This window comes from Candidatus Paceibacterota bacterium (assembly GCA_041661265.1).
Classification (GTDB): Bacteria; Patescibacteriota; Minisyncoccia; order JAHIHE01; family JAGLIN01; genus JBAZUT01.
In genome coordinates, this window is the sequence record JBAZUT010000011.1 from 18,853 (window position 1) to 33,124 (window position 14,272).

Consider the following 14,272-nt stretch of genomic DNA (forward strand, 5'->3'; position numbering starts at 1 on the left):
AAAATATTTTTAAACGATACTTGAATCAAAGATGCCTTATTTAAAAGGGTTGGTCTTGATGTCTTTATATGGGTTGGTCTTGTCGACCGGATTCAGGTCCGGTTTTTCTTCAAGCGGATTCGTCTGGATGCTGGGAAGAGTCCCCTTTGTGGCGCTATCCGTTATTACCTCGTCTGTTGTCGCATCTTCTTTTTTTACATCGTCAGTTTTTTTTGATTCGTCAGCGACGGGCGTCTCGACGACTTTTGGTTTTTGGTTTTGACTCTTCTGGCTCCAATAAAAATAGCCTCCGCCCAAAACTGCCACCACGAAGACAATAGCCACCGGAATGATTATTTTTTTGTTCATTTTTTTAATGATTAAGGTTTTTGAAAATTTTTGCGCAACATCAAATGACCTTATTTATTATACCACAAATCTCTCAAATGCCTAATCGCCATGACAAATAGGCGTATGTTTTCCAGACGCAAAAACCAATCCCAGACACTGTCCCTGATGTCCCAAGGAATCAAAATTAATTAAAATAATGGCCTTGAAAAAGTTCATTTTTTTATTCTGAGATCTGATTCTAATTTCGAGCCGGAAATAAAAAGGGGTCAGATATTTAAAAAAGAGGAAGAACCTTGTGGTACTTCCCTTGATGACTTATTTTTTATTCATGGCCGCATCGTATGCCTTGTTATAGACATTTAATGCATCCATATTATTTGCGCCCTTTTCCTTTGCCTTTTTATACGCTTCATGGGCTTCAAATTTAGCCATTCGCTTCTTCATCTCAAATCGCTGTTTCGCTATGTAAGACAAGATCCCGGAGCAGTATGCGCTCACAACTTTACAGATCTCTTCCCTGGATAAATGGCCTCTTGAATAGACAATGTAATCCGGAGAACCTCCTTCGCGCCACGGTTGCATCGCACCGGCAAAAATGAACACTCTCCCTGCGCCTCCAGCTCTGATCGCCAGGCCGCGATACCAGCGATACCCTTCAACTTCAGGGCCAAGCTGTCCGTTGAATATTTGATTTCCAATGTCGCTTTCTTCAGCTTCATAGCCTTTCAAAGCGAACAATCCGCCGTTGATACATTGATTCGTATCATTATAAAAACGGATTTCTTCAATATGCATTTTTTGCAGCAATTCATTGATCTTTGCGTCTGTGCATTTTATGGCACCCTGCGGAAGTCCGGAATTTCCATCTTTGACTTCTCTCTCTCTTGCGAGTTCAAAATTAGGACCCATGTCCTTTTTTTCTGACATATTTTTTCCTCCATTGCAATGGCCCCGATATCCGAATTTGAGGCACAAAACTGACGACAAGCCAAACTTGACGTGACTTTCGCGCACCAAATAGCCCTTGAATAAAGAACACGACATGACATAATAGCCGATGTTTAACTAAAAGTCAACAACAAACAGGCGCTGCAGATGCTCCGTTATATCGCCGAAATAAAATTAGCATTGCGAAGGACTCCCTTGATCTCTTTGTAATGCCTGGAAAACTAATTCCAAGAATTCTTTCTTGAAAGCTCTGATGTTGGAAATATTTGTCTCTTTTTGTGTGATTCCGTTTATATGATAAGATAGGGACATATAACAAATCAGATCAAAATTATGCAAAATCACGAAAAGAAAGGCTTCTGCCCAAAAAAACTTAACACATTGCTTGAGAAATGGCGGAAGAATCTTATTTTGAACGACTGGAGACTATCTTTGGAATTTGTGGACTTTACGAGAAAAGACTACAGGCAAAGCGGAGATATAAAAGTTAATCCCAAGAAAAAGACTGCGATATTGTTTCTGACCAAGGATCCGTTCTTGGACGAGGAAGAGGTCATAGTTCATGAATTAATGCATCTTCTTCTGTGGGATCTCGATATCTTTTGTGAAAAATCAGTTCTCGAAAAAAGCAAACTTCTAAAAGGCAAACATGGCAGATATATGGATAAATTGGAAAAAACCGTCGAGCATCTGACCCAAGTTGCGATTATGATCGATAAAAAAAAATCAGCGACATAATTTATAATCACTGATCATAATTTTCATTTATCTGCCTCTGCAGCATTTGCTTGTTGAGCTATCGGGCATTGCAACTCCTGTCTTTAACGCTTTTCTAATTCTTTTCATGCATATCACCTCCGCAAATAGCATTTTTATCAATGCTATTTTGGTTTAATACTAGCACTTCCAGAAATTTAGGCAAGACATACTTGAACTCATCACAGCAATTTATTCCCTTCCGGAATCTTTTCAAATTGCATCCGCCCATGCATATCGGCATAATGTTGCAATCTTTACACTCCGGAAAATTAAGAGGGTTTTTTTCTATAAACTGCTTCGATCTATCCTGATCCAGGACCAGCTCGCCATTTTCGGATATATTGCCAATCGCCTCCTCCGGAGTGAACAGTTCTCCGCATCTATAAAGATTTCCGCGTGTGTCTATTATGAATCTTCCCGGGAATTCAGCATGGCAAAAACCCATGCACTGAAGTTTATCGACGTTGGGAAAAACGATCCAGCCATCTTCAGCCGCTTGCTTATAAATATCCGCCGCTCTGCCAGCCAAAACATCTTCGGGCAGACAATGCGCTTCGCATGGATTTGATGATGATGAAACAACCGGCCGCAACATGATCTGAACTCGATTTTTTAAGCCATGCGTTTCAATGGCCTTATATAATTTCGATATCAGATCGATGTTTATTTTTGTCATGTTAACCCTGATCATCACTTCAATTTTCTGATCGACCGCCATTTTTATGTTCTCCAAAATTGAATCAAATGTCGGCTTTCCATTTTTCAACGGCCGGCATACATCATGAGTTTCAGCCGGACCATCGAGCGTAATTTGCAGATGAGAAAGCGGTATGGTTTTTAAATATTCGATCACTGATGGAGTCAGCAGATAGCCGTTGGTCGTAATTGATGTGCGGTATTGGACATTATCCTCCTTGCATATTTCCATGAATTTGCCGTTCAAATCGCGCAGTTTATCGAATGATAGAAGCGGCTCTCCTCCGTACCAGTCTATGGATATTTTTTTTGCAGTTTTGGAGATTTTATTCATCATCAATTCAATTTTTTGCGAGACTGTATCGTTCAGATATTCTCCGGAATGCGATTCGAAACAATAAAAACACTTGAAATTACAGTCTGAATTCAGCATGATCGAAAAATAATATTCATCAATCAAACTCTGCCGTTTTATAACCAAATCATTTATTTTTGTCAATTCGTCAATTCCGCTTTCAACAATAAAGCCATCTTCAAGCAAAATATTTTTTATATCTTCCGGTATGGATAATGCCTGATTATTTTGTAAAGCAATTGAAATTTCGTCTGATTCCGGATTTTCAAACAAAATCAACGCCCCTGTCATTGAATTATACAGCACAAGTTCATTGTTATCTTTCAATGTCCATGCATTGAATCTTGAAAATTTTATGTCTTGCATTTTTTATCCTCTCCTGGTTTTAAAAGAACCATGTTTTGTATAACACATAATTATTTGTATTGCAATATATACAAATATTAAATAAACCTGCACAAACGACCAAAACGGAATAAAATAATTTCACAAAAATCCTAATTTTCCAGCCTAGGCTGGAAAAGTCAGTCACCATATTCAATATCAATTTTACACATATGCCGCTCACTTGAACCGATTTAAGTTGTTGACATGAGATAATGATTTTGCTTCAATATGGTTATCCAATCACTTGATCGGAAAATATAAAGAGGTAGCCATGTACGCGCTAAAAAGTGTAGAAAGATTCATAAAAGATAATGCAGAGCGAATAGGCGAAAATCGTGTCAAAGAAATGCTCGAAAGAGCAAAAAATGAAGCGCACAATGGCACGGTCTCCGGAGGCAGTATTGAAAAGATCATGCAAGATAACTTGCTGTCTAATGAGTACCATAACATTGCCCTAAGAGATGAAGAACATTTTGAAATCAACATGTCCACTCTGCACGCTTCAGACAAACAAAAACTATCGATAACGCAATAAAACCCGAGAACAGTTCTCGGGTATTTTTTTATACTCTGCGAACTCTGCATCGGCTTTTATTTGAAAGCGAAAATAATGACCATACCCCCGGCTTAACACCGGGCGTATCTGTTTAGCAGGCTACGCCTGCGACTTTAGAAAAGATAGCTGGTTGGAATTCGTCCTATGTGTGTCTTGGTTTTTTGATGTAATTTCTCATCTGTTTTAATTGATTATCTCTGCCTGTTTGTCATTCCGAACTTGCTTGCCTCGCCGAAGCTTTAGCGAAGGACGGGCTTGCCTCGCCGTATCCGCCAGACGGCGGAGACGGACAGGCCTGCCCGCCTCTGGAGGGATACGGAATCCACACTTTCAAGTTTTTACGATATAAAATGGATTCCTGCTGGAGTTTATCCTGATGTATATCAGGGCAGGAATGACAACAGAATACAGAACTTCCTTGATTCCTATTCTATGTTAAGGGAAACATACAATGTCTATCCGACTTTTCTAGCCTAGGCTAGAAAAGTCAGTCAGCACAAAAACAGATGTCTGGTGCAAATAGCGTGCTATTCGCCTATTTCCGCCCGAGGCGGACAGGCACGCGAATTAGAGATATAATTGAAAAAGGAGCATGTCGTGAATAGACCTGTCTAAAGTTTCTAGGCATAGCAATAAAATTAAAAAGGACCGCTGATTTTTTTGTGCGGTCATTGGATTCACACTGGGATCTTGATTCGATCTGATCGCTCAAGACAGAGGCGCATGATCACTGCGAAAATTCCCACTGCCATCATTGCCGTAGCCGAGATGGATAAAACTGTTAGACCAGCAGCGTATCCCAGAAAAAGAAATGGCGCGAACATAAGCAGAATCAAAATTCTCATTGTCCATAAGCCGATTCTGGCCAAAATTCTCTCCTTTGAGGCCAATTGCATCATTTCTCTTGTCGCGGCCCACATAAACACCAGTATGCAAAGCATGAAGGCCTTGAACATAAATCCCGTTAGCGTTAACTCACTATTCATTTATTTTTCCTCCAAATCAAATATATAATGCGGAAAAATGTTTGTCAAAAATAAGTTCTCAGAAAAAAAATTAGTCGCTTTTCACATCATGTTACTTGGCGACTTTATATATCCCTATTTTGAAACTATTATCCTCAATGGATATTAATGGACTGTATTATTTTGTTTCCATTCACCTGTTCTTCCACGCAAGCCTCTTGGCCGTCCAGGGCGTGTGATAGGAAGAGCAGTCATCGCCGCAGACAGGGCACAAACTGTCATACCAGTCATATTTTTTCGGCTCGTTCTTTTCCTTCCATTCTTCCCAGCAGGTTCTGTGCATCAGGTGCACTTTCTCGCCAATGCAGCCCATCTGGACAATGTCCTGATCCAAGGTGTCGGAAAACTTTTGTCCGCACACGCACGTGTCATTGGCTTTCTCCGAGATAAATCCTGCGAAAGCTTCCCTGGTATCGCCGTTCTTCACGATGTGATCATACATCACATTCAATATCCTGATGACCTCAGGCTCCACATCTGTGGCATATTCCCTGTTGAGGCCCAATTTCCTGGAGATCGTGACCTGTGCGGATATGCTCTTTGCATCGGCAAATCCGAGCACATTGCGGCAGGATATGTTGTAGCTTCTGCGTTGTTTTGTTTTGGCGATTTTCAGCGCCCCGACATCTCCAAATGCATCAATGAACTGATCGCTGAAAAATGCATTCAACCCGAACTTGAGGGTCTTAAAAGATGCTGATGCTTCGGATGTAAATCTCTTTGAACCGCCTTCGCCGCTATGGCATGTCACGCCATTTTCCCTGATGCCAAAAACATTCCACCAGTCCATGTCATTTCTTGTCAGGCTTCCCGAATTTTTCTTGCTTCCGGATTGTCTTTCGGTCAAAGACAAAAGGAGAATATTGTCCATCATATCCGAGGTTTCCTTGCTTATGTCAAAAATGGTCCTGTCGCCAAGCTTGCAGGCGTTCTTTAGATAGATGGTATTGACCCCCTGAAAACCGTCCGTAACTTCAAAAGTCATGTGTTCGTTTGAAACCGAAAGCCCCGATTGCGATCTCAAGGCAAGACCGAGCGAGTTTATGAACGCAGGGTTCAATATCCTCCCGATGTTCAAACCCTCGACCGGCTTTTCGATGATAACTTTCACGACGGGTCCGTTCGTGCCGCTGAAAAGTTCCTGAGCGATCGCGTCAATTTGTGCAAATTCGCAGGTACATACGTTTTCGAAAATCATTTCAAATTTGGCCATTCCAAAGTGAACATCGGGGCAATCTTCATATATGCGAAATCTTCCCGCCAGATTGTTTTCCGCAAATTGCCATTCCCGATCGACTAAGAACGCTATGTTGTGTCCGCCCGTTGCAGGCACTGCGCTTTTTAGTTTGTTTTCCGCTTCCGATATCTTCAATAAAATATCTTCTTTTTTTATTCTCGCCGTGATCAATACTTTCATTCTTTACACCTCTCATTTCTATGTTTGGCAGATCCTATTATTTGGATACACCGGCCTGACCGGCTCGCACGGGAAACGGGCAGACCGGCATATCCAACGTTTCAAAGAACATTCCGTGTAATGTATCAATTGAACGGCATTTTGTCAATGACCACAGAGAACAATTCGATCCCCGCTGTAGTATTTTTATGTCGAAAATCAGACAATAGAAAAAAGCGATCGCGTTGATCGCTCAGGTTGTTTCATATTGCATTGTTTATGTCGTCTTGCCCAAGCTAATCTTCGGAATCCCCATTTTACCAATGATTATCTTTTAGGGTCAGCTTAACCAAGAAGCCTGTCCAAATTCCACCGACCACCAGCAAGGTTCCGACAAAAGCAAGTTCTCCGGGATACCTTTCGTGTATGTGCCATAGCTTTGTGGATATTATCCAGTATATTCCTGATGCAAACAGTAGAGCAACTAATCCGGCGCGTTTCCTTGCCAGCTTTCTCCCGTTTTTTCTGTCCACGAGCAATGTCGCCCCAATCACGGCTGTAAGATAAAAGCAGGTAGCCGCCAAGATCAATCCTAACATTTGGTCCATTGAATCCGCCTCCTAAAAACTTCCGTTTTGATGCATAACAATTTATAGCAAATTTCGATCTGAAGGTCAATGATCACAGACAGGCACTTATTCTGAAGAGGAAAGTAAATTGTCATACTGAACCTGCCTACTCGCCTTGCCATAGCTTCGGCGTAGCGCAGGCCGGACAGGCAGGCTCGTTTCAGCATCTTCGTTTTTCCATGGAAAATACCGAATCAAGCCTGCCCATTCACCATGGACAGAGAATCTGCCTTGAATCACGTTTCTAAGTACTTCGTGGATTCCCGTTTTCACGGGAATGACAAAACAAGCGAACTACAAATCCGTTTTGATACCGAGTAAGCTACAACACTCAATACATTTCAACATTTCCGTTTTTTCGCCATAAGAAAAAAGGTTAAGTATCTTCCACTTCCAGGTGGAGAAGCTTAACCAGCTCTTTAAATCTTGTTCTTATTGTGACTTGTGTGATCCCGGCTATTTTAGCCAGTTTTTTTTGTGTTACTTCGGTATCGAATCTTGTGTTTCTTGACGCTATATATATGGCCGATGCTGCAATTCCCTCCGGCCCCTTGCCTGAAATCAGATTAAGCTCTTCCGCCTGCCTTATGATCTCTTCGGCTTCCGATTGGATGCTTTTATCCGGGAATTGAAATGGCGAACAGAATCGCGGAATGAATTCTGCGGCGGAAGGCGGAAGAATTCCAAGTTTCAGTTCCGAGATCAAAGCCCGATAGGATCTTCCGATCTGCAGTTGCGGTACGCGCGAAACCGTTGCGATCTCATCAAGCGTCCGCGAAACCCTGTGCTGTTTGCACGCTGCATAAAGACTGGCTGTCACCATCCCCTCAATGCTTCTTCCGCGTATGATGTTGCCCTCAACGGCCTTGCGATAGATCACCGCCGCGGTCTGCTGGATCGATTCCGGCAATCCCATGGCCGAGGTCATCCTGTCCAGTTCTCCCAGAGCAAAAGCAAGATTTCTGTCTTGAGGATTTCTGATCGTGATACGCTTCTGCCATTTTCTCAGCCTGTCCATGCTTGCAATGGTTTCCTTCGAAAGATATTTTCCGCCCGAGTCTCTGTTCTTCCAGTCGATCATGGTTGAAAGTCCCTTGTCGTGGACAAGAACGCTCGAAGGAGGACCGGTTCGCGCTTTTTTTTCGGCGTTATATGAATTCCATTCAGGACCCTGGTCCACCTTGTTCTCCTCCAGGACAAGCCCGCAATCACGGCATACGATCTCAGCCCTCACATGGTCGTGTTCCAGGTTCCGGCTTTCGCATTCCGGACATTTGATCACGTTTTCCCGAAGGCCCGTCTTCCGCCCTTCTTTTCCGCTGCGGATCTTTTCTCTGATCACAGCGCGCTCTCTCGCAAGCCTCTCATTTCCGTTCTCAGTCGAAGTTTCCCTGGTCTTCTCAATTTCCATCGTTCGATCGCTTTTTTCCGATAACAATGAACAATTATTCATATTTATACCTCCTTTTTTGTTTCAGACAATATTACCAAGATAGAAGAAAATCTGTGCGGTGTCAAACCCCGAAAATGCATGAAAAAAGACCGCCGGTTCATTTCGTGCGGTCCGAAGATAGTCTGTTTATGGCTTCGTGGATCTTTATGGCCAATCCCCTATAATATGGCTCAACCTGTTCGAGTTCCGTGAAAAAACACGGTTCATAGACGAATTCCGTCCCTTCGCCTGTCAGCATGGCATTGATGCCCAATTCTCTGTCCAATGCGGTCCTGAAATCCGTGCGATAGACGACCGCTTTTCTCACCGTCGTGATGGCGATCCCATATTCGACGCAAGTTCCGCTGTCGGAATCGGGTCCGTCGGCATTGCCGACAAATATATATTCGGGATCAGAGCTTGATTCCCGGCAGCTTTTGACGATGGCTTTCACGTCAAAGCTTTTGCCGTTAAAAGCCTTCAGAGCTTCTCGTTGAGGAAGCATGACCTCATAGCCCAATTCTTTCAGATATTTTTCAAGATTCAGATTGTGAAGCCGTTCACCTGCGCTGAAAAGCCCTCCTGCCAGATATATTGTTCTCATTTCACATTCCTCCCTTTTTTCTTTCTGCATTCTAGGCTTTGGCAGGCTTCGTGTCAATTCATGCAGACTTCGTCATTCCTTATTATGCCATAGAAAAAAGGACACGTTCTGTCCTTTTGGTTTTATTCTTTGTTTATTTGACGATCCCTTTCATCAGCTCTTTCTGTTTGGGAATGGGTCCCTTCCCCTTTGTCCAGTCCAGCAGATCCTGCAGAGTGAACAATCCGAAATTATCATTGTCCTGATCATACTGGTTCAGCCAATAGAGAACTTCCTTTTCGCTATCGTCTTTCCATCTCGGAGACAAGCCGAAATATAATTTGCCGGCTGCCGCAAGCTTCTCGCTCGCGCCCTCCTTTTTAACCGCTTCCTCCAGTCTGGCTTCGCTCATATCCGCGTCATACATCTTTTTTTTGATCTCTTCTGGAACTCTCGACGCGATCGCGATGATCAGCCCCGGGGCCATGAGGAATTCGCTTCCTCCGAAATAAATCGCAACGTCTTTTATGCTGAATGCCTTAAAGAGATCTTCTATGAATTTTCCGTGCTCGTTTTCGACAATGATGCCGAAAGACTTGTTGTCCCATGCCGCTGACAGCGTTTTGGGATGTTTCTCGAGTCCGTAATTATTCCATCCGGAATGTTTTACATAGAGCAGCTCGGGCTGGAAAGTCAGACACGTATGCGTTATGCTCCTCTCAAAGAAGAAATCGCTCCGGTTGAAGATCCTGACTGTTCTGGCTCTTATGCCAACTTTGTCGTTTTCCTCATCGGACTTGATCCCGAACAGCGAGCCTATCCGTCTTGCGATCAAATACAAGATGTTCATCGGTCCGAAACCATCTTCGTCGGGAATGTCTGCATTGATCCCGAGATATGAACGCATCTTTTCGATGCCTGTTTCATGCTCGCAACACGCGTCCGAGCTGAAGTTTATTCCGTACAGTCTTCCTTTCTCATCATATATTAACTTCGGTTCTAATCCTGCTTGCATAGTCTTGTCCTCCAAAATTCTTGTCATGACTTCTTCATAAATAGTCTACTACGTTATTACGCTCCGGAAACTCGTCGTTCCAAATGAAGCAAGTTCCGCCCAGTCTATGGCCACTTTCTCTCCATCCCAGAATACCATAGGGATCTTCCATGAAGAAAAATTTGACCCTGAACAGATAGTCGCGCTATTTGGATCCAGATGTCCTCCGGTCTCGTTGTGGAACTTCAGTTCCATCAGCAGCCGTTCGGGCAAAGTCATGCCATAAAAGGCTTTTGCTCCGAACTCCTTTTTGGAAATATTTTTCAACTCTTCATCGGAGTCGATCGCATCTTTCACCCATATGGCATAGGCGCCTTTCGCCGCCTTTCTTTCCGACCGGACGAAATCATCGTCGATCCCTTCGCTGAAATATTTCCACACACCGAACATTCGATCGCACTTCTCAAAGAGATTCCGCATCGTCATCTCCGGAATGACCACGATTAGCCGATCAAACCCCGCTGCTTTTTCGGGGATCTTTATCCCTGATAAATCGACGTTAATGTCGAAAACATTCCGATAAAACGTCTGCCAGTCCGATATATGTCCTGCATTTGTTACCATGTCTATCACCTTTTACTTGTATATTTGCAGAATAGAATACTTCTCTTCCTGCGTCATATAAACTCGATTTTTCCAGTTGATATAGCGCAGGAAGATTGGCTTTCTTTTAAAGAGCTGATAAATCTAGCCATGATTTTTCATCATGACATATTATATTAGCATATTTTAAGCTAAATGTCAATGACAGACTGGATCAAAGACTGGATCAAAGAATACTCTCCTGATATGTAATATTTGAGGTGTGTATTAAAAAAAGAAGGTAAAGAAATGCTCTGTTTGCTTCCTTTTCCCTTCTCTTTGCCTATGCTTTTTCTCTGAGAGCTTTGAGCTCCCATTCGGTCGTCCCCAATTTCTCCAGGGGTATCCGACCTTCAATCGAGTGCATTATTATGAAATCAATTTTATATTGTTCCGGGTCTTTCCTCGCGGATGCAAGCCAAAATTCAGCGCTTCGCTTATGGGCTTCTCTCACAAGATCACTGATCTCGCTGATCGATATTCCAATCGCGTCAAGTGACGAGTGTGCTCGCTTCATGTCACTGAGCAAGAAATGGATCTTGAACAGTTCAGGCTCTCCTCTTATCGATGCAGCCCAAAACTTTGCGCTCGACATATATGCCTGTTTCTCAAGGACATTAAGTTCGTCGCTTGACGTTCCAATTTCCTCAAATGAAACATTTGCATTTTTTACATGTTCGCGTGTAAAATCGACCATAAACATCTCGGGCCTGACCCTTGCCAATCCAAGCCAATATTCTGCCCAAGCGATCTCCTTTTCCCTGGTCAATGCCACGATTTCTCTGCTTGGTTCGGAATTGCTTACCTGCGGTTTGCTGGTCAAGGATATCAGGGAAACGTAATATTTTCCCCTCGCACTGATAGTGGTTTCATCCGTCGACGAAAATCCGTCTTTTTCCATTTTAATGGATATCTTCCACGGGTCGCCGCAGATCCAATATCTCTTTACTTCAGCTTGAGATATTGAAATAACCGGACCCTGATTGATCTCTTCAGTGGCTATAGTCTGGTATTCGGTCTTCAGCAGGCAAGCCGGAACATCGAGTTTGAACTCGCCATTTTTGTCCGACTTTGTCGCAACCGATATTCCCACTTCATTTGAAACGGTAATATTCATTCCTTCGACCGGAGAGCCGTATATCTCACTTACGATCCCATTGAAGTGATAAGGATCCCTATTCTCAGGTTTCTGCTTCCAGTCTTGGTACAGATACGTTCCGCCGGCAATAATCAATGCGCTGATCACTAATGCTGCAAGAATTCTTTTGTTCTCTGGTTTCATAATCATCTCCACCTCCGTGGGGAAATTGCCATTAATTGTTTACCGGCAAATTTTCCACGGACATGAAAATTTCATTGCTTTTTCAACGAGCAGATTTATTTACATAAACTTTGATATAGTCACGATTTTTGCATCATGACATGCTATACTAGCATATTTCAAGCTAAATGTCAATATCACAACAAACGCACATGAAAACAAAGTTCCAATAAAAAATGGGCGATAAATTCGCCCGCTAGCTCCCGATTTGATTTGGATAGCCGTTAAATTCGCGATAAATATCTCTTATCATATAGCCGATGGATGCCACGATACAACCGTAAAATATCGACATACTGACAACCTCCGCATTGTTTGTGGCGAGCATGCGAATGCTTGCGCTTATCAAAACAGCAATAAGCAGAACGCCAAGTATTATATCCATCACGACGTATCTCCTGTGTTCATTGTCCAAGCCAATGCCTCCTGGATGAACTTTATATTAAAACCGAGACTTGTCAATGATATTATCGCTGATCGGAAACACATTCGCCGAAAACAGTTTGCATTCAAAAAAAACAAAAACTCCCTCACGGGGAGCTTTCTGTCGGATTTTGATGATTGGTTCTTCCAAACCAAAAAATATAAGAATGTATTACTATTTCTTTTTCTTTTTGGCCGCCTTTTTCACCGGTTTCTTGTCTTTTGCGACCGGCATTGTTTTCACCGGTTTTTGATCTTTTGCAACCGCAGGCACCGGCTTGGTTCCGCTGATAGCCTCCGCGGCTTTGATAAGACGATCCATTTTCACGTTCAATATTACAAGCTGTTTCTTCACGTCATCAATGGCGCTTTTGCCTGCATTACTCACTGAACCCGCATTGGCAGGATTACGAAAATTATCTTTCTGATATCTATCTCCCCCTCGTTCAGTGCCTGCGTTTTTCTTGGCCCCGAAACAAACGCTGCAATACACCGGTTTGCCGTCAGTCGGCCGAAAAGGCACCTCGCAGGGCTTTCCGCACTCGGCACAAATTGCCTGATGCATCGTCACCGGACGGCGATCTCGCCCCCCGAATCCGCCTCTTTGATCCCCAAACCGTCTTCCTTCATCATGTCTGAAATCTCCCATAATATTTATATATTAGTTATTATATTCAAAGTATGCACTATTTTCATTTAAAAAGCAACCGAAAGCATAAAAAAAGATTGAAAGACGCATTTATCTTTCAATCAGCTGCATATTATTTGTCTGCAGACTTTTTTTTGCACGCAGAACTCATCGAGTTGGTCAATGAGCTTATGGCAGAAACTTTCAAAGTTGCCAGGATTGCCGATTATGGCGAATGCGCCCAGGCTCATGCTTATTGCCCGGACACTCACATCCAAAATGGGATCCCTGATGTCATACCACATAATTTCTTCCGTCGCTTCATTTCCACGAATAGCCGTACACGTTGCCGCTTCCAGCGAAAGGCCGCTTTTCTTCCAGTCATGCTCCATGACAAACCTTGCAAATCTTCCTTGATTTTCTTTTGTCATTTCTTCCTGCGGATAGAGATATACGTATATCGACTTTTCATGGTCATTGCCGCTTATCCATATATGCGCGGAAATTTTATATTCCCTGCCCAGGCTTGATCTCAATGTGGCATTGTGTTCGCACTGAACGATGGCCATCGGATGAATGAATCCGCTTGTGGAATTGAAACCCATCCTCACCTGCCTCTCGCTATAGGCCATGGCTTCGCAAAAGTCGGAGAAAAATCCCCTGGACTCCGCATAGCCCTCTTTTACAGTCCGATAATCATCCTCGAATTTCCGGTTAATAGTCTCTAATTCCGAAGCGGTTATTTTTGTTCTGGCGCACTCTTCTATAAATCCCCTGAATCGCGGATCATTATCATTGAAATAACTCGCGTCACCTTCGTATTTTCCGATATGCCAGTTCCTGGGATGCGCATTCAGCTCCGAAAAATTGTTCGGATGGAATGCAGGCTTGTATTGTGCCAGATCAAATCCGTTATTTACAACTCCCATAGATCCAAATCTTATTTTCCTAAATTTCATTATCAAAAACCTCCTGTCATTCTTTTCTGTTTTGATCTAAATTTATCTACGCTATTATTTTAACGAACACTAAGTCTGTCATGTCATAGATAGCATGACGTGATAGTATAGCATTTTTGTTGCGTTTAGTCAAGCATTTATTCGCCTTTTTCAAACATGCTTTTGACGATAAACAGCCTCTCGAATAGGCGTCATTATGATCCGGAAAT

Annotated in this window: 16 protein-coding genes; 2 read left to right on the forward strand and 14 right to left on the reverse strand. The window is 42.9% G+C overall.

Annotated features, from left to right (window positions below; genetic code table 11):
• Positions 1 to 36: 36 nt before the first annotated feature.
• Together WC788_07370 and WC788_07375 are read right to left on the reverse strand one after the other, a co-directional pair.
• Positions 37 to 348 (reverse strand): hypothetical protein, encoded by a 312-nt coding sequence (locus WC788_07370; protein MFA6097417.1) that lies wholly within the window; start codon positions 346 to 348, stop codon positions 37 to 39.
• Between the two features lie 297 nt (positions 349 to 645).
• A complete protein-coding gene (locus tag WC788_07375; GenBank protein ID MFA6097418.1) occupies positions 646 to 1,257 on the reverse strand; it encodes a hypothetical protein in 612 nt (203 codons plus the stop codon).
• Between the two features lie 354 nt (positions 1,258 to 1,611).
• Between WC788_07375 and WC788_07380 the strand changes: the two genes are divergently transcribed.
• Positions 1,612 to 2,016: a hypothetical protein gene (locus tag WC788_07380; protein ID MFA6097419.1), complete on the forward strand. Its 405-nt coding sequence runs from the start codon at positions 1,612 to 1,614 to the stop codon at positions 2,014 to 2,016.
• A gap of 94 nt (positions 2,017 to 2,110) precedes the next feature.
• Here WC788_07380 and WC788_07385 read toward each other — a convergent pair whose 3' ends face one another.
• Positions 2,111 to 3,454, reverse strand: a complete 1,344-nt coding sequence (locus tag WC788_07385) for a radical SAM protein (protein ID MFA6097420.1) — start codon at positions 3,452 to 3,454, stop codon at positions 2,111 to 2,113.
• 292 nt (positions 3,455 to 3,746) lie between these two features.
• On the opposite strand from WC788_07385, the gene WC788_07390 reads away from it, so the two are divergent.
• Positions 3,747 to 4,010 (forward strand): hypothetical protein, encoded by a 264-nt coding sequence (locus WC788_07390; protein MFA6097421.1) that lies wholly within the window; start codon positions 3,747 to 3,749, stop codon positions 4,008 to 4,010.
• 698 nt (positions 4,011 to 4,708) lie between these two features.
• Here the strand turns inward: WC788_07390 and WC788_07395 are convergent.
• The 11 genes from WC788_07395 to WC788_07445 all read right to left on the reverse strand — a co-directional run bounded on the left by WC788_07395 (position 4,709) and on the right by WC788_07445 (position 14,063).
• On the reverse strand, positions 4,709 to 5,017 hold the full coding sequence (locus WC788_07395; protein MFA6097422.1) for a hypothetical protein: 309 nt from the start codon (positions 5,015 to 5,017) through the stop codon (positions 4,709 to 4,711).
• Positions 5,018 to 5,189: 172 nt separating this feature from the next.
• Positions 5,190 to 6,473, reverse strand: a complete 1,284-nt coding sequence (locus WC788_07400) for a hypothetical protein (GenBank protein ID MFA6097423.1) — start codon at positions 6,471 to 6,473, stop codon at positions 5,190 to 5,192.
• Between the two features lie 296 nt (positions 6,474 to 6,769).
• The gene (locus tag WC788_07405; protein MFA6097424.1) at positions 6,770 to 7,060 is read right to left on the reverse strand and encodes a hypothetical protein; all 291 of its coding nucleotides are present in this window, start codon (positions 7,058 to 7,060) and stop codon (positions 6,770 to 6,772) included.
• Between the two features lie 397 nt (positions 7,061 to 7,457).
• Positions 7,458 to 8,534, reverse strand: coding sequence for a TFIIB-type zinc ribbon-containing protein (locus WC788_07410; protein MFA6097425.1), 1,077 nt, complete (start codon positions 8,532 to 8,534; stop codon positions 7,458 to 7,460).
• Between the two features lie 97 nt (positions 8,535 to 8,631).
• Positions 8,632 to 9,117 carry a nucleoside 2-deoxyribosyltransferase gene (locus tag WC788_07415; protein MFA6097426.1) on the reverse strand — a complete coding sequence of 162 codons (486 nt, stop codon included), beginning with the start codon at positions 9,115 to 9,117 and terminating at the stop codon, positions 8,632 to 8,634.
• Positions 9,118 to 9,250: 133 nt separating this feature from the next.
• Positions 9,251 to 10,111 carry a hypothetical protein gene (locus WC788_07420; protein ID MFA6097427.1) on the reverse strand — a complete coding sequence of 287 codons (861 nt, stop codon included), beginning with the start codon at positions 10,109 to 10,111 and terminating at the stop codon, positions 9,251 to 9,253.
• A gap of 48 nt (positions 10,112 to 10,159) precedes the next feature.
• Positions 10,160 to 10,714 carry a hypothetical protein gene (locus WC788_07425; protein MFA6097428.1) on the reverse strand — a complete coding sequence of 185 codons (555 nt, stop codon included), beginning with the start codon at positions 10,712 to 10,714 and terminating at the stop codon, positions 10,160 to 10,162.
• Between the two features lie 301 nt (positions 10,715 to 11,015).
• Complete coding sequence (locus WC788_07430) at positions 11,016 to 12,014, reverse strand: hypothetical protein (protein MFA6097429.1); 999 nt, start codon at positions 12,012 to 12,014, stop codon at positions 11,016 to 11,018.
• A 235-nt stretch (positions 12,015 to 12,249) separates the two neighbouring features.
• A complete protein-coding gene (locus WC788_07435; GenBank protein MFA6097430.1) occupies positions 12,250 to 12,468 on the reverse strand; it encodes a hypothetical protein in 219 nt (72 codons plus the stop codon).
• A 183-nt stretch (positions 12,469 to 12,651) separates the two neighbouring features.
• Complete coding sequence (locus tag WC788_07440; protein ID MFA6097431.1) at positions 12,652 to 13,125, reverse strand: CxxC-x17-CxxC domain-containing protein; 474 nt, start codon at positions 13,123 to 13,125, stop codon at positions 12,652 to 12,654.
• A gap of 101 nt (positions 13,126 to 13,226) precedes the next feature.
• Positions 13,227 to 14,063: a hypothetical protein gene (locus tag WC788_07445; GenBank protein MFA6097432.1), complete on the reverse strand. Its 837-nt coding sequence runs from the start codon at positions 14,061 to 14,063 to the stop codon at positions 13,227 to 13,229.
• Positions 14,064 to 14,272: the final 209 nt, after the last annotated feature.